This is a genomic window from Chromobacterium sp. CV08 (assembly GCF_051129845.1).
GTDB lineage: Bacteria > Pseudomonadota > Gammaproteobacteria > Burkholderiales > Chromobacteriaceae > Chromobacterium.
In genome coordinates, this window is record NZ_CP150453.1 from 2864785 (window position 1) to 2886280 (window position 21496).

18 protein-coding genes and 2 riboswitches are annotated in these 21496 nt (G+C 68.8%); of the genes, 7 read left to right on the forward strand and 11 right to left on the reverse strand.

What is annotated here, in order from left to right; all coding sequences use genetic code 11:
• The first annotated feature begins 110 nt into the window (after window positions 1–110).
• Window positions 111–197: riboswitch (glycine riboswitch) on the forward strand.
• Window positions 198–201: 4 nt separating this feature from the next.
• Window positions 202–299: riboswitch (glycine riboswitch) on the forward strand.
• A 154-nt stretch (window positions 300–453) separates the two neighbouring features.
• Window positions 454–1068, forward strand: coding sequence for a trimeric intracellular cation channel family protein (locus WNM05_RS13420; protein WP_434627374.1), 615 nt, complete (start codon window positions 454–456; stop codon window positions 1066–1068).
• A 183-nt stretch (window positions 1069–1251) separates the two neighbouring features.
• The gene (locus WNM05_RS13425) at window positions 1252–2547 is read left to right on the forward strand and encodes an MFS transporter (RefSeq protein ID WP_434627375.1); all 1296 of its coding nucleotides are present in this window, start codon (window positions 1252–1254) and stop codon (window positions 2545–2547) included.
• A gap of 58 nt (window positions 2548–2605) precedes the next feature.
• Here WNM05_RS13425 and WNM05_RS13430 read toward each other — a convergent pair whose 3' ends face one another.
• Window positions 2606–3346, reverse strand: coding sequence for a hypothetical protein (locus WNM05_RS13430; RefSeq protein WP_434627377.1), 741 nt, complete (start codon window positions 3344–3346; stop codon window positions 2606–2608).
• Between the two features lie 342 nt (window positions 3347–3688).
• Between WNM05_RS13430 and WNM05_RS13435 the strand changes: the two genes are divergently transcribed.
• On the forward strand, window positions 3689–4915 hold the full coding sequence (locus WNM05_RS13435) for a peptidoglycan DD-metalloendopeptidase family protein (protein ID WP_434627378.1): 1227 nt from the start codon (window positions 3689–3691) through the stop codon (window positions 4913–4915).
• A gap of 1 nt (window position 4916) precedes the next feature.
• On the opposite strand, the gene WNM05_RS13440 is transcribed toward WNM05_RS13435, so the two are convergent.
• Window positions 4917–6323 carry a purine-cytosine permease family protein gene (locus WNM05_RS13440; RefSeq protein WP_434627380.1) on the reverse strand — a complete coding sequence of 469 codons (1407 nt, stop codon included), beginning with the start codon at window positions 6321–6323 and terminating at the stop codon, window positions 4917–4919.
• A 221-nt stretch (window positions 6324–6544) separates the two neighbouring features.
• Here WNM05_RS13440 and WNM05_RS13445 point away from each other — a divergent pair, with 221 nt between their 5' ends.
• The 3 genes from WNM05_RS13445 (at window position 6545) to WNM05_RS13455 (ending at window position 12237) form a co-directional block, all read left to right on the forward strand.
• On the forward strand, window positions 6545–9403 hold the full coding sequence (locus tag WNM05_RS13445) for a diguanylate cyclase domain-containing protein (RefSeq protein ID WP_434627382.1): 2859 nt from the start codon (window positions 6545–6547) through the stop codon (window positions 9401–9403).
• Between the two features lie 97 nt (window positions 9404–9500).
• Window positions 9501–10766, forward strand: a complete 1266-nt coding sequence (locus tag WNM05_RS13450) for an MASE1 domain-containing protein (protein WP_434627384.1) — start codon at window positions 9501–9503, stop codon at window positions 10764–10766.
• Window positions 10759–12237 carry an acyl-CoA-binding protein gene (locus tag WNM05_RS13455; protein WP_434627386.1) on the forward strand — a complete coding sequence of 493 codons (1479 nt, stop codon included), beginning with the start codon at window positions 10759–10761 and terminating at the stop codon, window positions 12235–12237. Before WNM05_RS13450 ends, WNM05_RS13455 begins: the two co-directional genes overlap by 8 nt.
• An 8-nt stretch (window positions 12238–12245) precedes the next feature.
• Here WNM05_RS13455 and WNM05_RS13460 read toward each other — a convergent pair whose 3' ends face one another.
• Window positions 12246–12893, reverse strand: a complete 648-nt coding sequence (locus tag WNM05_RS13460; RefSeq protein ID WP_434627387.1) for an SOS response-associated peptidase — start codon at window positions 12891–12893, stop codon at window positions 12246–12248.
• A gap of 107 nt (window positions 12894–13000) precedes the next feature.
• Between WNM05_RS13460 and WNM05_RS13465 the strand changes: the two genes are divergently transcribed.
• Window positions 13001–13699 carry a glutathione binding-like protein gene (locus WNM05_RS13465; RefSeq protein ID WP_434627389.1) on the forward strand — a complete coding sequence of 233 codons (699 nt, stop codon included), beginning with the start codon at window positions 13001–13003 and terminating at the stop codon, window positions 13697–13699.
• A gap of 137 nt (window positions 13700–13836) precedes the next feature.
• On the opposite strand, the gene WNM05_RS13470 is transcribed toward WNM05_RS13465, so the two are convergent.
• The 8 genes from WNM05_RS13470 to WNM05_RS13505 all read right to left on the reverse strand — a co-directional run bounded on the left by WNM05_RS13470 (window position 13837) and on the right by WNM05_RS13505 (window position 21486).
• The gene (locus tag WNM05_RS13470) at window positions 13837–14847 is read right to left on the reverse strand and encodes a hypothetical protein (protein WP_434627391.1); all 1011 of its coding nucleotides are present in this window, start codon (window positions 14845–14847) and stop codon (window positions 13837–13839) included.
• 33 nt (window positions 14848–14880) lie between these two features.
• The gene (locus WNM05_RS13475) at window positions 14881–15609 is read right to left on the reverse strand and encodes a pseudouridine synthase (RefSeq protein WP_434627393.1); all 729 of its coding nucleotides are present in this window, start codon (window positions 15607–15609) and stop codon (window positions 14881–14883) included.
• 151 nt (window positions 15610–15760) lie between these two features.
• The gene (locus tag WNM05_RS13480) at window positions 15761–16384 is read right to left on the reverse strand and encodes a hypothetical protein (protein ID WP_434627396.1); all 624 of its coding nucleotides are present in this window, start codon (window positions 16382–16384) and stop codon (window positions 15761–15763) included.
• Window positions 16385–16470: 86 nt separating this feature from the next.
• Window positions 16471–17523 (reverse strand): DNA-binding protein, encoded by a 1053-nt coding sequence (locus tag WNM05_RS13485; protein ID WP_434627399.1) that lies wholly within the window; start codon window positions 17521–17523, stop codon window positions 16471–16473.
• 430 nt (window positions 17524–17953) lie between these two features.
• The gene (locus tag WNM05_RS13490; RefSeq protein ID WP_434627402.1) at window positions 17954–18805 is read right to left on the reverse strand and encodes a 3-hydroxyacyl-CoA dehydrogenase family protein; all 852 of its coding nucleotides are present in this window, start codon (window positions 18803–18805) and stop codon (window positions 17954–17956) included.
• A 35-nt stretch (window positions 18806–18840) separates the two neighbouring features.
• On the reverse strand, window positions 18841–19563 hold the full coding sequence (locus WNM05_RS13495; protein ID WP_434627405.1) for a GNAT family N-acetyltransferase: 723 nt from the start codon (window positions 19561–19563) through the stop codon (window positions 18841–18843).
• 29 nt (window positions 19564–19592) lie between these two features.
• Entirely contained in the window at window positions 19593–20390 is a 798-nt protein-coding gene (locus WNM05_RS13500) for a thioesterase II family protein (protein ID WP_434627408.1), read from the reverse strand.
• A complete protein-coding gene (locus tag WNM05_RS13505) occupies window positions 20383–21486 on the reverse strand; it encodes a hypothetical protein (RefSeq protein ID WP_434627411.1) in 1104 nt (367 codons plus the stop codon). The genes WNM05_RS13500 and WNM05_RS13505 overlap by 8 nt, the downstream gene beginning before the upstream one ends.
• Window positions 21487–21496: the final 10 nt, after the last annotated feature.

Here is a 21496-nt window from a genome sequence, read left to right on the forward strand (position 1 = left end):
GCATCGGCCATCTCTGTCGGGGCAGAAACGGCCCCGAAGGGCCGCCGGGCCGGGGCGCATCGTCGCGCCGGCCCGGCATTGACGACTTCAATAGCGAAAGCTAATATAGCCGGCTAACTGCGGGAGAGAGGGGCATGGCCCCCGCCGAAGACGCAAGCTCCCATAATCGCTCAGGCAAGCCGTACCGCAGTGTTTCATTGAATCAAGCCGATTGGAGAGAGGCTGCCCCGAGCAGCCCACCGAAGGGGCAAGTGGCCGCCGGCCATGCAACTCTCAGGTAAAAGGACAAGGGGAGAGGCTGTTCCGTAGCCCGGAATCCACCCAGGAGTCTGCCTTGTCCCGCGCACCCGCCCCGCGGCGCGCCCGGCTTTTGCCCGCGCCCTGCCCTCACCCGATGTCCCGCTCCGCCAAGCCGGCGGCGCCGGCAACCGCCATCCGCAAGGACGCCACGCCATGCTGACCCTGATCTATCTGATCGCCATCACCGCCGAAGCGATGACCGGCGCGCTGGCGGCCGGCCGCCGCCACATGGACATCTTCGGCGTCACCGTCATCGCCTTCCTGACCGCGCTGGGCGGCGGCACCGTGCGCGACATCGTGCTGGGCCGCTACCCGATAGGCTGGACCCAGCACCCGGAATATGTGCTGCTGGTGGTGGCCGGCGGCATCGCCGCCGTGCTGATCTCGCGCTATATGCGCCATCTGAACCGGCTGTTCCTGATCCTGGACGCGCTCGGCCTGGTCGCGTTCACCATCATAGGCTGCGATGTCGCGCTCGGCATGCACTACCACCCGGTCATCGTCGTGATGGCCGGCATGATCACCGGCATCGCCGGCGGCATCCTGCGCGACGTGCTGTGCAACCGCGTGCCCATCGTGTTCCGGCGCGAACTGTACGCCAGCGTGTCCTTGCTGGTGGCCGGGCTGTATCTGGGCCTGAACTGGCTGGGCGCCCAGCACGAATGGAACGTCGTCGCCAGCTTCGCCTTCGGCCTGGCCTTGCGGATGACCGCGCTGTGGCGCGAATGGCGGCTGCCGGTGTTCGCCTACCGCCACGACAGCCACTGAGCCCGTCTTGCCGACGCGCGCACGGCGCTGCGGGCGCCGTTCGGCCAGCCGCTGTTCCGGCATCTCGGCCGCTGACTCCCACCGTCCCGTGACACCCCACCGACACAAATAATGCTAATATCATACAAAAGAAAGCGATAACAATCCGCCCGCATGGCGGCCCATCCCAAAACAGGAGTCGCCATGAACAAGCCGCTGGTCGCCCCCGTCCCCTCGTCCGCCGCCCGCCCGGCCTCGCCGCGCCGCACCCTGATCGCCATCGCGCTGGGCAACTGGCTGGAATTGTACGACTTCACCGTGTTCAGCTTCTTCGCCGTATTGATAGGCAAGCTGTACTTTCCGTCCGACAGCGAATACGGCTCGCTGCTGATGGCGCTGGCCACTTTCGGCATCGGTTTCGTGATGCGCCCGCTGGGCGGCCTGGCGATAGGCCGCATCGCCGATCGCTCTGGACGCAAGCCGGCGCTGACGCTGACCATCTGGCTGATGGCCGCCGGCACCGCCTTGATCGGCTTGGCCCCCACCCATGCCGACATCGGCACGGCGGCGCCGCTGCTGATCGTCGCAGGGCGCCTGCTGCAGGGCTTCGCCGCCGGCGGCGAAATCGGCGCGTCGACCAGCTATCTGATGGAGTTCGGTCCGGCCAAGCGCCGCGGCTTCATGGTCAGCTGGCAGACCGCCACCCAAGGCGCCGCGGTGCTGGTCGGCGCCGCCAGCGGCGCCTTGCTGACCGCGCTGCTGCCCGTCGACGCGCTGGAAAGCTGGGGCTGGCGGTTGCCCTTCCTGTTCGGCCTGCTGATCGGTCCGCTCGGGCTGTACATCCGCGGCCAGCTTGGCGAGACCCACCATCCGGAAACGCGGCGGCCTGTCGGCCTGCTGCGGCTGGCCGGTGAACACCGGCGCACGCTGCTGCTGGGCAGCATGCTGGTGATGGGCATGTCCGCCAATACCTATGTGGTGGCCAACTACATGCCGTCCTATCTGAACAAGGTGCTGCACCTGCCGGCATCCTCCGCCCTGCTCAGCGGCTGCGCCGCCGGCCTGATGATGATGCTGGCGTCGCCGCCCGCCGGCTGGCTGGCCGACCGCCTGAACCGCCGCAAACCGCTGCTGCTGGCCGTCAACTCGCTGTTGATGCTGCTGACGCTGCCCTGTTTCGCCCTGCTTCTGGGCGAACCGAGCCTGGGCAACGCCCTGGTGCTGGCTACGCTGCTGACCACCGTCCTCGCGCTGGGCTGTCCGGCCGGCTTCCTGCTGGTGATGGAGGCCCTGCCCCGCGACGGCCGGGCCACAGGCCTGGCCGTGGTCTACGCCTGCGGCGTCACCCTGTTCGGCGGCTTCGCCCAATTCATCGTCACCTGGCTGATCAGCGTCAGCGGCGATCCGCTGGCTCCGGCCTGGTACGCGATGAGCTGCACCGGCCTCAGCCTGCTGGCCTTGATGCTGTTCCGCGAACGCCCCGCCGCCGAAGCCGATTGAATCCGGCCGAAGCCAAACGGCCGCCGACGGAGAGCGGCCGTCTGGTCAACCGCGCGCGTCATTTCGGCAGCTGGCTCCACGGCACGGTGACGTTCTGCCCGGCCTGGCCGTAGAAGGTCACCGTCTGCGCGACGTCGTCGACGGTGACGTTCCACAGATAGCGGCCGCCCTTCAACTCCTTCTCGACGTATTTGCCGGTCGTCCCCTCGTAGCCGACCAGGCCGAAGGAATAGCGGTTGTCGATATAGGAGTAGGCCCAGTAGCTCAGGCCGTTGTAGCGGACGATTTTGCAGGTGCTGCTCTCCCCGTCCGGCGTCGGCGAGTTGGGCCCGGTCATGAAGGCCACCTTCAGGCCGGACGGAATCGGCGGATGGGAGCTGACCTGCACCGTCTCGACCACCGGGGCCGACTGCCCGACCGTGATCGGAATGCCGGCGCCGGATCCGGCGCCCTCGGTATACCAGACCACGCCGTTGCCGGCGCTTCCGCTGCCGGCATGCTGGGCGCCGCCATTGACGTTGAACGCGAAGCTCCACGGCCCGCCCCAGTTGATGCCGACGGCCATCACCTCGTAGTCGCCGGCCGGCAGATTGACCGTATAGCTGCTGTTCAGCGGCCCGTTGACGCCGTTCTGCACCGGCGGCTCGGTGTAGCTGCCGGTGCCGATGTTGACATTGACGCTGACCGCATTGCTGTTGCCGCTCTGGATATGGGCCAGCTGGTAGCTGGCGCCCCACTGGTAGGCGACGATATACAGTTCATTGTCGCTGGCTGTGATGCGCAGGGTATTCGAAGACATGAGTTTCTCCGATGCCGGGACCGGCCTCAGCCGGATCCGGGCAAATCAAGTGAAAGTCGGAACGAGACTGCCGGGGACGGAAAGCCGCTGCGGCGCGCCAACGCCGGGCGGCTCCGCTCGGGGAAGTATTCGGGCATGCGTGCATGCCAAGCTGTTTTATATGCCGCCGGCGCGGAAAATCATTCCGAACAAATACCTAGAGCGGACAATATGCATGAAAATCGACAAAAGGTTCCCTCGCGCAACTCCCTCTTAAGACCAGCTGAAATCCCTCCCCGCTCCCGATATGGTCCCAATGCCGGTCGCAGTCCGGCCAAGACGAAAACCAGAAAGGAGTCCGTGATGATCAAAGTCCCGATGCATTCGCTGTGCGTCGCGCTGCTCGCCTTCGGCGCCTCCGCGGCCCAGGCCGCCGTCGAAACACAGGACCCGGCGCTGCGCCGGGCCGCCGCGGCCGCGCTCGCGCCGCTGGCGCCGCTGGCCAAGGGCGTTCAGCCGGCCCCGCTGGTCGAGACGAATCGGGAAAGCCGGGACGGCCAGTGGGTATTGGGCTCGGCGACGCAGCCGCTGCCGGCGCTGGCCGGCGCCGAAGACCGCGTGCCGCTGTCGCGGCTGTTCCTGGCACGCAGGAGCGCCGACGGCTGGCGGCTGGCGCTGGAGGACGACGCCGGCTTCGCCGAACTGCTGGCCGCCGCGCCGGCGGACTGGCTCAGCGCCGACGAGCGCCGTGCCTGGCTCAGCCAGGCGCGGAAACAGAAGCGGCTGGCGCCGGAGGCCACCGGCCTCGGGCTGCCGTGGCAGGAGGGCGCGGCCTGGAGCCTGACCGGCGGCGCGCACGGCTACAGCGGAGAAAGCCAGCCCTACGACTCGATAGACTTCGCCGGCGGCGACGGCCGCGTGCTGGCACCGCGCGACGGCGTGATCTACAAGAGCTGCATGCGCGGGGGCAGCGCGCTGGTGAAGCTGGTGCACGACAACGGCTATTCGTCCACCTATTACCACATGATCAAGCTGAACACGGTGGCCGACGGCCAGCGCGTCGCCAAAGGCGCCTATCTCGGCACCATAGGCAACGGCCTGCCCTGCGGCGGCAGCACCACCGGTCCGCACGTGCACTTCTCCCTGGTCCACCAGGGCCAGGCCGAGCCGGTGAACCGCAAATGGCTGGGCGGCTGGCAGTTCTTTGCCGGCAGCCGGGCCTACCAGGGCTACGCGGCGCGCAACGGCAGCCGCGTCAATGTCGGCGGCAGGCTGGTCAACTACGGCGGCGGCGACTCCGCCCCGGGGCCGGGCGGCGCCAGCGGCACCGCGACGCCGGGCGGCGGCGACAATCGCGTCAATCTGCGCAGCGCCCCCAGCCTGTCCGCCGCCATCGCCGGCAGCGTGTCCCGAGGCGAACAGGTGGCCTTGCAATGCCATGTCCGCGGCGAGGCGGTGAACGGCGTCTGGGGCCGCACCGACATCTGGAACCGCACCGACAGCGGACAATGGATCAGCGACGGCTTCCTGGACACCGGCAGCAACGCGCCGGTCGTGCCCTTGTGCGCATCGGCCGGCAGGCTGTGGTGAGCTAGCCGGAATGGCGCGCGGCGGCCATCCGCCCCGCGCCGGCGCGCCGGCGGAGCAGCCAGTACAGCGCCGCCGGCGCCAGCCAGCCGACCAGCCAGGACAGGTCGACGCCCAGCAGCCGCGCCGCCGGTCCGGTGAAGAAGGCGCAATCGATGAAGGGCAGTTGCAGCAGCACGCCGGCCAGATAGGCGGCCAGGCCTGGCCAGGCGTAAGCGGGGCAATCGCCGCCGCCGGCCAGCGTCGCCGCGTCCGCCTTGCCGCCGGACAGCAGGTAGAAATCGACCAGGTTCACCGCGCTCCACGGCGTGAAGAAGGCCAGCAGCAACAGCAGGAACGATTTGAACAGCGGCAGGAAGCTGTGCTGGGCCCAGACGGCGAGCGCCACCGAGGCCAGCACCATCGCCGCCACCGTCAGCCAGCGCCGCAACGGACCTATCGCGGCGGGCCGGCCGCCGAAGGAGGCCGCGATGGTGCTGACGCACATGAAGCCGCCGTACGCGTTCAACGTCGAAATGGTGATCTTGCCGAAGGCGACGCAGAAGAACAGCGCCGCCGCGACGGCCCCGGCGGCGCCCAGGCCGACGAAGTAGGCGACCTCGTGCCCGCGGAAGGCCGCGCCGCCGACGGCGGCCACCAGCACGCCGAGCGACATCGCGATCTGCGCGCCCAGCGCCGACCCCAGCCCTATCGCCAGCGCCACCCGGGCCGGCGGCGTCGCAGACGGCAGATAGCGCGAGTAGTCCGACACATACGGCGCGAAAGCGATCTGCCACGAGGCGGACAGCGAAACCGCGGTGCAGAAGGCCGCCGCATCGAAATGCTGCCTGGCCAGCGCCAATTGCAGCAGGTCCGCCCTGCCGGCCAGGCGGACGAACAGGTAGAGGAAGGCCAGCAAGCCGAGCGCGCTGGCCACCCGTCCCAGCCGGTGTATCGCGCGGTAGCCGAGCGCGGCGGCGGCCATCACCGCCAGCGCGAACAAGACAATGCCGGCGCGGTCGTCGACGCCCAGCAGCTGCCCCAGCGCCTGGCCGGACAGGATCATGCCGGTGGCGTTGAAACCCAGGTACATCGCGCAGGCCAGCGCCAGCGGCAGCACCGCGCCCCGGACGCCGAACTGCGCCCGGCTGGCCAGCATCTGCGGCAGTCCCAGCCTCGGCCCCTGCGCGCCGTGCAGCGCCATCACCAGGCCGCCGACGGCCTGTCCCAGGCCCAGGCCGACGATGGACCACAGCACATCGCCGCCCAGCACCACCGCCAGCGCGCCGGTGACGACGGCGGTGATCTGCAGATTGGCCGCCAGCCACAATGTGAACTGGCTGAAGACGCGCCCATGGCGCTCGGTCTCGGGAATGAAATCTATCGAGCGGCGCTCGGTCAGCGCCGGACGGGACGATGCTTGCGTTTGCATGACGGTTTCTCCTTGCGCGGCCGGGCGCAGCGGTCTCAGCGCGTCCGCAGGCTGCGCCGGACAATCTATACCGTCAGCATGACGGCGGGCAAATCAAAGTCATGCGGCATTGCGGCATTCAAGCGGCGGCGCGGTTTATTCCCGCCCAGGCAGAGGCCGGATGATATTTGTCCTAATATTTCGTATGAGAATCTTATAGCCGGCTCGCGGAATGGAATGCAGTGCATAGACTCACCCTGTTCCTAACGGAATTCAAACGCCGCTTGCTGCACGAGCGATATCGATTGCTGACCGCTGCGGCCGGACTGTTTCTGATGCTGCTCGGCGCCGGCGTCATCGGCGGCTGGCTCTCCCGCTCCCCCGCCCTGGTCCCGCAAAACATCCACATGGTGATCTCCACGGCGTTCTGCCTAGCGCTGTACGGCCTCGCGCTGACGCTGGCGCTGTGGCGGCCCCGGTGGCGGGCGCACCGTCCGCTGGCCGCGGCCGTGCTGGCGCTGGCGACGCTGGCGCTGCTGGAGCTCGCCAGCGGCCAGACCTGGTGGCTGGACCTGCCCCAGCTGCACGCCTGGCGCCACGACATGGTGCCCCATCCGGGCCGGATGGCGCCGCCGACCGCCGTGGCGCTGGTCGCGCTCGCTTGCGGCCTGCTGCTGCAGCCCGGCTCGACGCCGGGCCGGCACCGGGCGGTCAAGGCCTGCCTGCTGTCGCCGCTGCTGCTCGGCGTACTGGGCATGGTGGCCAGTCTGGTCGACCTGGAATTGCTGTACAACTGGGGCGCCTCGGTACGGATGGCGCTACCGACCGCGCTCGGCATCATCATCGCCAGTCTGGGCCTGTATGCGCTGACGCGGATGACGCCGCGCCCCTATCCGCGTTCCCAGGACATGGCCGATTCGATTTCGGTGACCGCCACCGTACTGCTGGTCTCCATCGCGCTGACCACCGGCCTGCTGATCTACCGCGTCTCAAGCGAAGCGCACGAGAACAGCCTGCGGACCGTGATGTCCGGCAATGTGCGGCAGCGCGCCGCGCTGCTGACGGCCCAGTTCGCCATCGGCGACAGCATCGCCCACCGCATCTACCAGCGCCCGGCGGTGCAGAAGCTGCTGGAGGATGCCAGCCGCGGCAAGCTGGACGCCAGCGCCGCCGCCGCCGAGCTGGCGGCCCGCAACCACATGACCGTGAACGGCATCGCCATCGAGGACGGCAAAGGCCGCACCCTGGTCCAGGTCGGCTATTTCGAGACCCGCCCGCGCCAGGCGCAGGCGCTGCGCTCGCCCATCGGCGCCCGGCTGCTGTGGAAAGGCCACTACCTGTACCGCACCGTCGACGTCTACCATACCTCGGCCGGCGCATCGCGGCTGCTGATCGAGCAGCGGCTGGACATGTTCGACCGCATCGTCATGGACACCGCTCCGCGCGACAGCCTGAGCGGTCTTTATTCGCTGTGCGGCCACGATGAGCACGATCTGCGCTGCTTCTCGCAATCGCCGCAGGATGCCGGCACCACGATACCGATAGCCGGCAACCTCCACCATTTCACCATGTGGCCGGCCTTCTCCGGCAAAAGCGGCTCGCTGCACACCGTGGACTTCTCCGGCCGCAACGTGATCGCCGCCTATGCGCCGGTCGGCAACAGCGGACTCGCCTTCAGCTACAAGATCCGGGTGGCGGACCTGCTGGCGCCGATCCGCCGCGGCCTGGAAATCGACGTGCTGATCATGCTGGCCATGGTCACCATAGGCACGCTGATCCTGCGCTGGCGAACCTCGCCGCTGCTGCGCGAAGTGCTGAGCTCGAATCTGATGGCGGAACTGGCGGCCGAGCGTTTCCGCAACGCCGCCGAGGCCAATATGGACGCCTTCATCATCATGGAGGCGCTGCGCGACGCCTCCGGCGCGGTGACGGACTTCCGCGTCGTCTACATCAACTCCGAGGCCGAGCGGATGTGGCATCTGCGCCGCGACGAGGCGATAGGCCGCAAGCTCAAATCGCTGACCGAGCAGCATCACATACTCAATCATTTCGACAGCTACCGCAGCGTGATCGAAACCGGCCGCGCCATTTCGGAGGAAATGCCCAAGGCTTACGACGCCACCCACCCGACCTGGATACACCACGAGATCGTCCGCGCCGGCGACGGCGTCAGCGTCAGCGTCCGCGACATCACGCAAAGAAAGCTGGCCGAGCTGGATCTGGTCTTGCGCGAGGCCCTGCTGAAGACCGTCACCGACTCGATCCCGGCACTGGTGGCCTTCATAGACAACGAGCAACGCTACCGCTATTGCAACAAGGCCTATATGAGGCTGTTCGGCATCTCGCCCGGGCAGATCATCGGTTCGCGGATGCGCGACTTCCTCGGCGACGAGGCCTACGACACGGTGCGGCCCTATGTCGAGCAGGCGCTGGCGGGCCAGGCCGTATCGTTCGAGCGGGAAATGATGGTGCGCGGCGAGAGCCGCTATGTCGAAGGCCGCTACATTCCGCAGCAACACGCCGACGGCGCGATATCGGGCTTCTACGTGATGATCTGGGACATCACCCAGGCCCGCGCCCGCGAAATCGAGCTGCGCAGCAAGGTGACCCAGGACGCGATGACCGGCTTGCTGAATCGGACCGCCTTCATGGAACTGCTGCAAGACGAGATCAAGCACCACTACATCAAGCGCCTGGCGCTGGCCTTGCTGTTCCTGGACATCGACCGCTTCAAACAGGTCAACGACACGCTGGGCCACGCCGCCGGCGACGAGCTGATCCGCGAATTCGCGCGCCGGCTGCGCGGCAATGTGCGCGCCACCGATCACGTGGCGCGGCTGGGCGGCGACGAGTTCGTCATCCTGCTGATAGGACTGGATTCCGAGCAGACCGCCGTCGCCGTCGTCGAGAAGCTGCTGACGGTGGCGCGGGAGGATATCGAGCTGCACGGCCTAAGGCGCCGGATGACCACCAGCATAGGCGTCGCCTACGCCTCCCGGCCCGACGTCACGCCGGAGAGGCTGCTGGAGATCGCCGACGAAAGCCTGTACCGGGCCAAGGAGGCAGGTCGCGACACCTTCCGGCTGCAATGGGTGGGCTGAAGCCGCGCGGCCGGCTATGCTGTATGCAGGATCGGACGCATCGCGATCCGGTCTGACGCAACGCGCATCGCTCCCTCCCAAGCCACGAGGAGTCGCCGTGCAACAGCTGCAAAGGATTCTGCTGATCGCCGTGCTGTTTCTCGCTGTCGCCGCCGTTTCGAAGTCTCTGGCCAGCGCGGCGACCGAAACGATACCGGTCTGGCTCGGCAGCGGCGTCACCTTCTCCGCCCTGCTGATCTCCGCCCGCTGGTGGTGGCCGGCCACGCTGGCCGGCGCCGCGCTGGCGGCCGCCGCCTGGGGCGTCGCGGCCCACGGCCTCGGTCCGCTGGGCGCCGTCGCCTTCGCCGGCGTCGAGGTGAGCAGCGTGGCCGTCGGTGCCTGGATCGCCACGTTGGGCGGCCGCGATCCCGACAGCCCGGCCGGCGCCGCGCTGTTCATCATAGGCGCGCTGGCCGGCTCCGTCCTCGGCGGCGCGCTGGCCGTTGCCTTGTGGCAATGGCAGCGTCCCGACCTCAATCTCTTGCTGGAGGGCGGCACCTGGACCCTGTCCACCGCCGTCGGCACCCTGTTGCTGACACCGGTGGTGACGGCCTTCCGCGGCTTCCGCCTGCGCCGTTCCGGCGGCATGCCGATGAACCAGTTTCTCGGCGGCGCCGCCGCCTTCGCCGTCTTCCTGGTCGCGGTGGCGCTGGTCTTCATCGACCACGGCCAACAACGCTACGGCCATGTCGCCGCCACGCTGGCCTATCTGCCCATGCCCTTTCTGCTGATCACCGCCGCGCTGTGGGGACCGCGCGGCGGCGCGCTGGCGCTGCTGGCGGGCGGGCTGCTGATCATAGGCCGCACCGCCGCCGGCGGCGGGCCGTTCGCCGTAGACGAGGGCTTCCACGGCGAGGCGGTGATCGAGGTCCAGGGCTTCGTCACCATCTGGGCCGCGGTGATGATAGCGGTGCGCGCGCTGTCCGGCGAACGGCGCCAGGCGCGGGACGACGCCCAGGCCTGGCGGCTGCGCTACGAACGCATCATGCAGGCGGTCGGCGTGGCCAGCGTCGAATACGACGCCGTCACCGGCCACGCCACCTGGAGCGAGGGCGCCGACCGCGTGCTGGGCGCCGACGCCGCCGCCATCGCCAGCCTCGACGAGTGGCTGGAGCGGATAGACCCGGCCGAGCGCGATCTGGTCCAGGCCACCTGGCTGCAGGTGGCCCAGGGCGGCGCGCGCGCCAGCGAACAGAGCTACACGCTGCGGCTGGAGGGCGGCCGCAGCGTGCGCGTGCGCGAGAGGCTGGCCGGCATACGCGGCGCCGACGACGCCGTCGAGCAGGTCGTCGGCCTGCTGCGGCTGGACAACGGCGATGGCTGAGCCCGGCATCCTGCTGATCCACGGCCTGGGCGGCACCCAGTACGATCTGGGCTCGATGCACAAGCGGCTGAAAAACGCCGGCTTCGCCACCCACGCGCTGACCTTGCCGGGCCACGGCGGCCGTCCCGAGGACTTGAACGGCGTACGCATGGAGGACTGGCTGGAAGCGGTGCGGGCCAAATACCGGGAAGTGGCCGCCCGGCATGAGACGCTGCACCTGATGGGCATGTGCATGGGCGCGCTGCTGGCGGTGGAAACCGCCAAAAGGGAACGGCACGACAAGGGCCGTCTGGTGGTCTTGGCGCCGCCGGTCTACATCGACGGGTGGGCCACGCCGTGGTACCGCGGCCTGCGCCCGTTGCTGTACCGGGTGCCCGGCCTGCCGGAACGGATGAAGGTGGCCGAAGAGGAACCCTACGGCATCAAGAACGAGCAGCTGCGCGCCATCGTCAAGGCCAAGTTCGAGCGCGGCGAGAATTTCCATTACGGCTGGGTTCCGCTGGCCTGCATACGCGAGGTGGACCGGCTGCGCGCCGCGGTGATGCGCGGCCTGGACCGCATCGCCTGCCCGACCCTGGTCGTCCACGCCCGCGAGGACGAACTGACCAGCCTGCGCTCCGCCCACTACCTGGTCGAGCGCATCGGCGGCGGCAAGCGCGCCGGCCAGGCCCGGATGGTGGTGCTGGAAGACAGCTACCACATGGTCTGCGTCGACAACGACCGGGAGATCGTCGGCAAGAACGTGCTGGAATTCCTAGAGGCCAGCGCCGCCGGCTCGCTGGGCATGGCCGCGACCGATCCGCGGATGACCTCGGCCGAGATCGCCGAACTGCTGGCGGCCGCGCGCGCCGAGCTGGAACGCGGCGACTTCGCCGCGCTGTACCGGCTGGGCATCCCCGATTTCGCCTGGCTGCAACCGGGCGCCAACCGCAGCAGCGGCGCCTTCTCCGGCCGCAAGGGCCTGCAGCGGCTGCTCGCCTGGGCCGGCGACGGCGCGGCCTTCACCGCCTTCGGCGCCGCCGTGGTCAACGCCGGCATGGTGGTCTTGCCGGCCACGCTGCGCCACGGCGAGCTGGCCTCGTCCGGCGTGCTGGCGCTGCAGATGCGGCAACGGCGGCTGCTGGAGGTGCGCTGGTTCCCCGACGACGTCGCGGCCGAGGATCGCCATTTCGGCGGCCGGCCGCTGCCGGACGGACCCAGCGAGGCGGAACAGGCTTTCGAGGCGGCCGCCGCGCAGTCGCGCACGCTGCGCAAGGCGCCGGACAAGGACACGCTGCTGGCGCTGTACTCGCTGTACAAGCAGGGCTCGGCGGGCGACGTCGCCGGCGAGCGGCCCAGCATCATGGACATGGTCGGCCGGGCCAAATACGACGCCTGGGCCGCAAGACGCGGCCAGGCGCGCGAACAGGCGATGGCCGACTACGTGGCGCTGGTCAAGCGGCTGAAGGCCGCCGACGCCGAAAGCGCCTGAACCGTCCCTCAATCGAACAGCGAACCCTGCGGCGACGGCGGCGGCATCTCGGCCTCCGCCGTCAGGCCATCCCCGGACCAGGCAGCCAGCAGGGCCCGCGCGCGCTCCGGCTCGCGGCAATCGAGCCAGGCCTCGTACAAGGCCGGCGGCACGACGACCAGCGCGCGCTTTTCGTCGCCCGGCTTGTGCATGCGCCGCATCAGCGGATGATGGTCGGCGTTGACGGTGATCTGCGCGAAGGCCGCGCTGATCGAACCGTCGGCCTCGCGCCACTCCCGCCACAGGCCGGCCACCGCGAACGGCGCGCCGTCGGCCAGGCCTATCCGGGTGCGCACCGCCCTGCCGCTTTCGTAGCACGGCTCGTAGAAGGCCCGCATCGGCACCAGGCACAGCTGGCAACGGCGCCAGGCGTCGCGGAAGCTGCGCAGCTGGCCTATCGTCTCCGCGCGGGCGTTCATCGTCGACAGCCGCAGGCCGGTCGGTTGGTGGCGTTTCGGCACGAAGCCGTACGAGGCCAGCCGCGGACCGTCCCGCGTCAGGATCGGCGCCGGGTAGTCCTGCCAGGCTTCGTCCGGCCACTGCCAGTCCGCGGCGGCCTCGATGCCGAAATGCCGCAGCAACTGGCCGGCCGACGGCGGAATGAAATTGACACACATCGCGCCATTATCGCCCAGCCGGACCGCCTGTCGCCAGGGCCCCTCTTTTGAAAACGCGCGGCCGCCCCCATGTCATCGTCTCCATCACCGACAGCAGGAAGGCCATCATGATCGACCTGTATTACTGGACCACGCCCAACGGCCACAAGATCACCCTGTTTCTAGAGGAAGCCGGGCTTCCCTACCGCATCGTCCCGGTCAATATCGGCCAGGGCGAGCAATTCCGGCCCGATTTCCTGCGCATCGCGCCCAACAACCGCATCCCGGCCATCGTAGACACGGCGCCGGCCGACGGCGGCCAGCCCGTCAGCCTGTTCGAATCCGGCGCCATCCTGCTGTATCTGGCGGACAAGACCGGGCGCTTCCTGCCCAAGGACCTGCGCGGCCGCAACGAGGCTCTGCAATGGCTGTTCTGGCAGATGGGCGGGCTGGGGCCGATGGCCGGACAGAACCACCATTTCACCCAGTACGCGCCGGAGCCGATTCCCTACGCGGTCGACCGCTACGTCCGCGAGACCGCGCGCCTGTACCGGGTGCTGGACACCCTGCTGTCCGACGGACGCGACTACATCGCCGGCGAATACTCGATCGCCGACATGGCCTGCTACCCGTGGATCGTTCCGCACGAGAAGCAGCGGCAGGACCTGAGCGACTTCCCGGCGCTGCAACGCTGGTTCGAGCGCATCCGGGCGCGGCCGGCGACGCGGCGCGCCTACGATCTCGCCGCCGGAATCAACACAGCGCCGACCGTGGACGAGAAATCGCGCGCGATACTGTTCGGCCAGGACGGCCGCCCTCACGGCTGAGCGGCGCGCATAAAAAAACCCCGGCCAGGAGGTCGGGGCAGATTCAACCGACCGCCCTGAGGCCGATTGAAACTCTCGTTAATTCAGCATAGTCCGTCGCCGGGACGCTGCATGCCTTTCTCAAGGCCAGCCCGCCATCAGCCGTCGCCGAACTGGCGGCGCAGCTCGGCGATGTCGTCGCGGCGGACGCGCACCGGCAGCAGCGCGCGGCGGACCGTCGGCTCCCGCCCCAGCGCCACCTCCTTCAAGCCGAGTTCGGCGACGCCTTCGCCGCCCGGCTCCGACTTGATCCCCATGCGGTTCAGATGCAGCGTGACGGTCTGCAGGCTGAAATGATCGGCCGGCCGCTCCAGCATGCGCCTGACCACGCGCAAGGTTCCTTCCAGGCCGGCGTCGTCGCGCAAGGCCTCCAGCCGCGTCTCCAGCTCGGCCAGGCGGGCGTCGACGCCGGACAGCGTGTCCGGCAGATCGTCGCCGTCGGCGTCGCCGTCGGCGCCGCAGTCTATCACCGTGCAATCGTCGGCCCGCAATGCGCGCCGGCGCAGCTGCAGCCGGGTCTGCTCGGCCTCCGCCTGCAGGCGCGCGCGCTCCAGCTCGCCCAGCTGCCGGGCGATCACCGCGCACAGCACATCGAGCGCGTAGGCGCCGGATTGCCGCAACAAGGCCTCGCGGCTGGCGCTCGGCATCATCAGCCGGTGGCCGTCGAAGCTGACCACCACCTGCGCCACGTCGCTACGCAGCTCGCCGCCCTCCAGCGCGGCGCCGAAACGGCGGGTCTCGCTGCGCTGCATGCTCAGCAGCGCCCAGGCCTCGTCGCCGTTGGAGGCGGACAGGAAGAATTCGCGCAGTTCGCCGCTGCCGTCCAGCAGTTGCAGCAGGCTGGCGGGGCCGGAAAACAGCAGCCCCAGCCGCGGATCGCGCGAAAACGGCAGCGACAGCTCCAACAGCGGCGGCAGCTGCTCCAGCAGGCCGGACAGATAATCCTGGGAAACGCGCAGGCCCGGCGCCAGCGCCCGCTGGTAGTCCGGCAGCAGCCGCAGCCGGCGGTCGCAGCCGTCGATCAGCTGTTCGACCTGAGCGGCCAGCGCCTTCGCCCGTCGCCGGCTGCCGGCGTCCAGGCCCAGCTTGCGCAGCACGGTCTCGAACATCGTCCTCCCCTCGCGCTCAGAACCGGCGCGGAATCAGAATTGCTCGTCGTCGCGCAGATAGCGCCATTGTCCGGTCGGCAGATTGCCCAGCTTGACCTTGCCGATGGCGATGCGCTTCAGCCCCACCACCCGCAGGCCCACCAGCTCGCACATCCGGCGGATCTGCCGCTTCTTGCCTTCCTGCAGCACGAAACGCAGCTGATCGTCGTTCTGCCAGCCGACCTTGGCCGGCCGCAGCGGCTTGCCGTCCAGCGACAGGCCGTGGTTCAGCAGGGCCAGGCCGCCCGGAATCATCTCGCCCTCGACCCGCACCAGGTATTCTTTCTCGACCGACGAGTTCTCGCCTATCAGATGCTTGGCGACGCGGCCGTCCTGCGTCAGCACCAGCAGGCCGACCGAGTCGATGTCCAGCCGGCCGGCCGGCGCCAGTCCGCGCAGGTGCGAAGGCTGGAAGCGCTTGCGGCTGCCGTCCTCGGCCCAGTGGTTTTCCGACTTGATCAGCACGACCGCCGGCTCATAGCCGTCCTCGGCCTGGCCGGACACATAGCCGACCGGCTTGTTCAGCAGGATGGTGACGCGGGCGGATTGGGCGTCCTGCGCCTTGCGGTCCACCTCGATCAGGTTGTGCGGCAGCACTTTCTGGCCCAGCACCGCGACTTCGCCGTCCACCTTGACCCAGCCTTGCTCGATATAGCTGTCAGCCTCCCGGCGCGAGCACAAGCCCAGTTCGGCCATGCGTTTTGACAGGCGTACAGGTTCCATTTGGTCTTTCCGTAATGAAAAAGCGGACTCCGGTCACACGGAGGCCGCCATTGAATCGATCGATATTGTAGGGGATTGCGCCCCGGCTGACCATGGCGGCCGGCGCGGCGAAAAGAAAAGGGCCGCCTCGGCGGCCCCTGCCCACGACAGGCTAGACCGTCAAGGCCGGCGGCGCGCCGCCCGGATTGACCGGCTGCGGCGGCGCCACGGACGGCGCGGCGGCCGGCGCGGCGACCCCGCCGCCCTCGCGCGACTTGATGCCGACGTAGAGCGCGCTGCTGACGCCGAGGACGCCCAGCCACATCGGATCGATCTCGTAGAAGCGGTCCAGCGCTATCGACTTGTAGATGAAGACCAGGCCCAGGCCCAGATTGGCCAGCACGGCCTGGTAGCGGTGGACGGAGACGCCCTGGCCGTCGTCCAGGACATCCTGCAGCCAGCCGCGGGAGGCACCCAGCGGCGCCGGCGCGCCGTCCTGCCGGTCCACCAGGCCGGCCACGCCGGAGGTGACGGCGCTGATGCCGAGCAAGAGCAGCACCTGCGGCGTCGGCGACAGCAGATTGCCGGTCAGGATCAGCTGCCATCCGGCCACCAGGGCGATCGCCAGCGTCCACCACAGCAGCTGGCTGCGCGCCAGGCTGAAAGTCTGCGCGCCGGCCGCGACGCCGGGCGCCAGCGGACCGCGGTCGCGCAGTATCGCGGTTTTCCAGGCCACCGCGGCAAACAGCAGCAGGACCAGCACCACATAGAGTACGGCGTATCCTTGCACAGTCATTGTCGGCTCCTTGAACGAGTGGAACTCATTCAGCATAGCCGGCCGGCGACGGCGCTCAAGCCGTCCAGGCAGTCGGGACAGGTGGCCTAGGTCCGCGGCTCCAGCAAGGCTTCCAGCCAGGCCCGGCGCGCCTCGGGCTCGGCCGGCGCCTCGGTCGAGGCCAGCGCGGCTTCGACGCGCTCCAGCCAATGCTCCCGCTGCAGGCGCTGCCGCTCCTGCAACCGCGCCAGTTCGGCCGCCTGCTCCAGCACCCGCGCCGCGGCCGCCTCGCCGGCGCCGCGCTGCCGGTCCAGCTCCTCGCGCGCCGCGTCCGCCTGCTGCTGCTGCAACTCCAGCCGCGCCAGCAGCCCGCCGTTGTCGCGCTCGCGCTCCAGCATGCGCTCGCGCCACAGGGCCTCCACCTTGGCGGCGTCCTGCCGCGCCTGCTGCAAGGCGGTTTCCAGCTTCTGCAGCTGTCCCTTCATGTCCTTGCGCTCGTCCTCCACCTGCTGGTACAGGCGGACGCGCAGGCCCTCAAGACGCTCGTAGGCCAGCGCCTCCTTGCGTTCGGACTCCGCCCTCGCCTCGCGCAGCGCCTGCTCGTGCCGCTGCTCCTGCTCCGCCTGGCGCGCGTCGGACGCCTGGCGCGCCTCTGCCAGCTCGCCGCGCAGCGCTTCCGCCGCCGCCGACAGCGCCTCGCGTTCCCGCTGCAGCGCCTCCGTCTGCAGCCGTTCGCGCCGCAGCGCGTCGTCCAGCTCGACCTGGCGGGCGGCGCTCAACTCCAGCTGATGCCGCAGCGACTGCGCCTCGGCCTCGGCGCGCTGCCCGGCCGCCGCCAGTTCCGCCGACTCGGCGCGCAGGCCGGCGGCCTCGGCCTCCATTTCCTGCCTTAGCGATTCCAGCTGCCGCTCCGACTCGTCGCAGGCCTTCTGCCACACCTGCTCGAAGGCCTCGACCAGGCTGGGCGGCCAGTCCGGCCGCCGCGACGAGACCGCCACGCGCGCCAGGAACTCCTGGCGCCACGCCTTCAGCGTGTTGTTGATCGTGGTGTTGGAGCCGCTGCCCAGGCGGGCGCGCACCTCGACCACCGTCGGCCACACGCCCTCGCCGACCAGTTCGAACGCCGTCTGCCGGATGCGCGCGTAGATGTCAGCCGCCATCGTCTTCCCCGTCAATGATTGTTGCCGGCAGTGTAGCAAAAGCCTTGAAATAAATATATTACGTATAACGTTATTTATTTATCTTTTTCCGATAAATTTTCCGATAATTATACTTATCGGAAGTTTATCAATGAAAAAGCCCGCCTTCCCCGGCCCGCGCGGTGCCTTCCCCGGCGCCAGGCACGCCCCCCGCTCCGCAGCCCGGCCTCCGGCGCAGGCCCAAGAAGCTGTCCCCCTTTCCGACGGCGCTTCCCGGCACGGGCGCCCCGCCGCCAGCACGCTGCCGCCGGCCGCTTGCCGCGCTCGGCATCCGCGAGAACCTCGTCTATGCCGTAAAAAGACCTTGAGCAGGCTGGAAGCACCTGCTCAAGGTCCGAATGGCGGCCGGCCCCTGCGGACCGCCCGCCTCGCGCGCCGCTCCCCTTCGGGCTCAATAGCTGTAGAAGCCCCTGCCGGCCTTGCGGCCCAGATGGCCGGCGTCGACCATGCTGCGCATCAGCGGACACACCCGGTATTTCGAGTCCTGAAATACCTGGTAGAGCACATCGAGGGAATTGACCACGGTATCGACGCCGATCAGGTCGGCCGTTTCCAGCGGTCCCATCTTATGGCCAAAACACTCCTTGAAAATGGCGTCCACGTCTTCGGGCCTGGCGATGCCGTCCTGGATCGCGAACGCCGCCTCGTTCATGAACAGGTGGGAGATCCGGTTGGACACGAAACCCGGGCCGTCCTTCACCACCACCGCCTTCTTGCCCAGCGTCGCCAGCATTTCCAGGCAGCGCGCCCGGGTCTGCTCCGAGGTGTTCAGGCCGACGATGACCTCGACGGTATGCTTCATGTAGACCGGATTCATGAAGTGCACCCCTATCACCTGGGACGGCGTCTTGTGGAAGGAGCCCAGCTTGGTGATCGGGATGCAGGAGGTATTGGCCGCCAGCACCGCGTCGGGCGCGATGTACTCGGCCATCCGCGCATACAGGGCCTGCTTCAGCTCGATGTTCTCCGGGATGTTCTCCACGACCAGGCCGCAATCGGACACCGACTGCAATTCCGTCGACCAGACGACCTTGCCCAGTATGTCCCCGGCCTTTTTCCCCCTGGCCAGCGGGCTGAACAGCGGCGCGTAGGCCGCGGTCTCCAGCATCCTCTCCCGGCTCTGCTCGCAGGACGGCTCGTCCTTTTCCACCACCACCACGCTCTGCCCGCGCAGCGCGCAATCGAAAGCCAGGCTGGAACCGATATTGCCCCCGCCGACCACTGCCACTTTGAGTTCCGACATCACGATTTCTTCCTTGTCTTAGAGTCTGCCGCCGTTCACTCGGCGGAATCGGGCGAGATCACTTCCCATTTGCCGAACCATGTCAGGCCGGCGGCCCTGGCCAGCGCCGCCGAGGCCAGGTTGTCGAACTGGCAACGGTATTGCGGCTCGTGGCCCTGTTCGCAGGCATGCCCGCTCAGCGCGCGCACCACCCTGGCGGCGTGCCCCCGGCCGCGGAACGGCGGCAGCGTCAGCACGCCCATGTCGGCGATGGCCGCGTCGCCCCAGCGATACATGCTGGCGGCGCTGACCAGACGCTCGCCGTCCAGCGCGCCGAACACCGCCCAGTGGTCCAGCTCCACATAGGCGTCGTCGAGGTCCTGCTCGGACGCGGACGCCTGAAACTCGGCGAAGATCGCCTGATCCCGCTCCGTCAGCAGGCGCGGCTCGCCCGCCCCCCCCTGCCTCGGCAAGGCGCGCTGCTCGGTTTCCGTGAAATAGAAGACATGGTCTGCGCCGTGCAGCGCCACGCCGCCGTCGCCCAGCCTCTGCCGCAGCGCCGGCTCGGACAGGTCCCGCTGCCCGTAGAGGCCCAGCCTGTCGGCCAGCGCCGGCGTCAGCGTCGCCATGAGCCGCCCGTCGGCGGTCTGCAGCAGCATCGCGCGGCGATCCTCGCTCAGTCCCGGATTCGCCGACAGCGTCAGCTTGTCGTTGCGGAACAGGATCTCGCCGCCGAGGAAGGTTTCCTGCCAAAAATCGGTAATCGTTTGTGAAAACATGTCTTTACTCAGTCAGGTGAAAGTCACGCTCAAGCGAGCGCCTCGCTCAAACGCTCGGAAACAGGATGGACCTGCGCGGCCAGCGCCGCGGCCCTCTCCTCTATCCAGGGAATCAGCCGCGGCTCGGAAAACAGGTAGAAGTGCCCGCCGGCGAAGATCCGCGGCGCCGCCGGAACCGACAAGGCCCGTCCCCAGCGCGCCAGGCCGGCGGGCGGAACGCGGTGGTCCAGATCGCCGCCGACGACGTCGGCGCGGACGTCCAGCGCCGGCTTGGGCAGGCCGCACAACGATTGCAGCAGGCGCAGGTCGTTGCGCATCGCGTCTATCACATGCCGCCTGAGCTCGGGCTGCGCCAGCACCTCCGGCGGCGTGCCCCCGTACTGCTCCAGCAGCCGCAGGATCTCCGCGTCCGACATCGTCGCGTCCGGCCCTTCCGCCGATTCGCCCGGCTCGACGAAACCGCGCCCGGAGAGGATCAGGCCCAGGCGCATCGCCGGCGACTCCCGCCGCAGACGGCGGGCGAGCTGGTAGGCCAGCTCCGCGCCCAAGCTGTGCCCGAACAGCAGCAGCGGCTTCGCCCGGCCCAGGCCCCGTCGCCGGATCGCCGCCAGTATCTCGGCCAGCGTCGCCTCGGCGTCTTCCTGGAACGGTTCGAGGAAGCGCGAACCTCTGCCGGCCAGATCGAGGCAGAACGGTTCGATCGCCGCGGACAGGCCATGGGCCAGTTGCATATAGGCAAAGCTGGAACCGCCGGCGTGGTGCAGGAACAGCATCTGCACCGCCGCGTCCGGCCGGTTCTTCATCGCGGACAAGACGGAATCAGGCAAGGCGCAGCTCCTTGTCGGCGGGACCGCGGACCGGCTCGCCGCGGCAGCGGTCGGCGAAGGCCGGCGCCGCGGCGATGGGCGCGTCGGCGATCCAGCCGGCGCCGCGCTCGGTCTTGAAACGGAAATAATCCCGGCTCTCCGGATTGGTGACGAAGTTGTAGGTCAGCGAGATGCTCGGGGACAGCGTGTGGACCTCGTGGGCCAGCCCCTTCGGGATCAGCATGATTTCACCGGGCGCCAGATCGAAGCGCCAGATCCTGTCGGCCTCGCCGTCCGGACGGACGACGCCGGTTCCGACGGATCCGCGCCCCTCGGCGACGCGCCGGGCGGCGTCCTCCAGCGAGGCGGAGAAAATCCAGCCCGCCTTCGTGCCCGCCACCTGGCACAAGACCGCATTGCTGCGCATGCCGTCCACGTGCAGCCGGGTGCAGGCGCCCGGCGCGGAAAAGTAGAGCCCCCAGTCCTGGCACATCCGCTCATTCGGATGCAGCTCGCCCAGCTGCACCCACGGGATGCGGTAGCCGCCCGCCGGCAGGAAATAAGGACGCCGCCAATGCTCCCGCAGCCGCTGGAAGGCCAGGAAGCTGAACGAGCGGGTCTTTACCCGGTGGCCAAAGCCCCAGGTGAACAGCAGGTGCTTGAAGAAGGAGTCGTAGGTGTAGCGCAGATAATCGAGATCGGCGCCGATCTGCCCCAGCTCCACCGGCGGCAGCGAGGCGATACGGCGCAGATAGGCGCCCAGTTCGACGCTGTCGCGCGGCTTGAAGCCGGCGTCCTGCAGCCGCACCGTCATGTCGCCGAATTCGCGGCGAAAATAATCGAAGCTCCAGATCTGCCGCGCCTGCCAGTCCCGCATCCCGTCGGCGACGATGACCGGCTCGCTGCGCATCAGATAGCGTTCGCCGAATTCGGCGACCGAGATGCCGCTGACGCGCTCGACCGTGCGGTAGTCGGCCGCCCGCAGCCGCGCCGCCGCGTCGCCGTCGTCGCCCGGCGCCGTCCGCGCGCCGCGCCTGCGCCGATAGATGCTCATTTCCTCGTATGCCCACAGCCCGACATCGCCGAGCGCGTTCCATGCATTGCCAACAAAGCTCATCGTTTGCCCC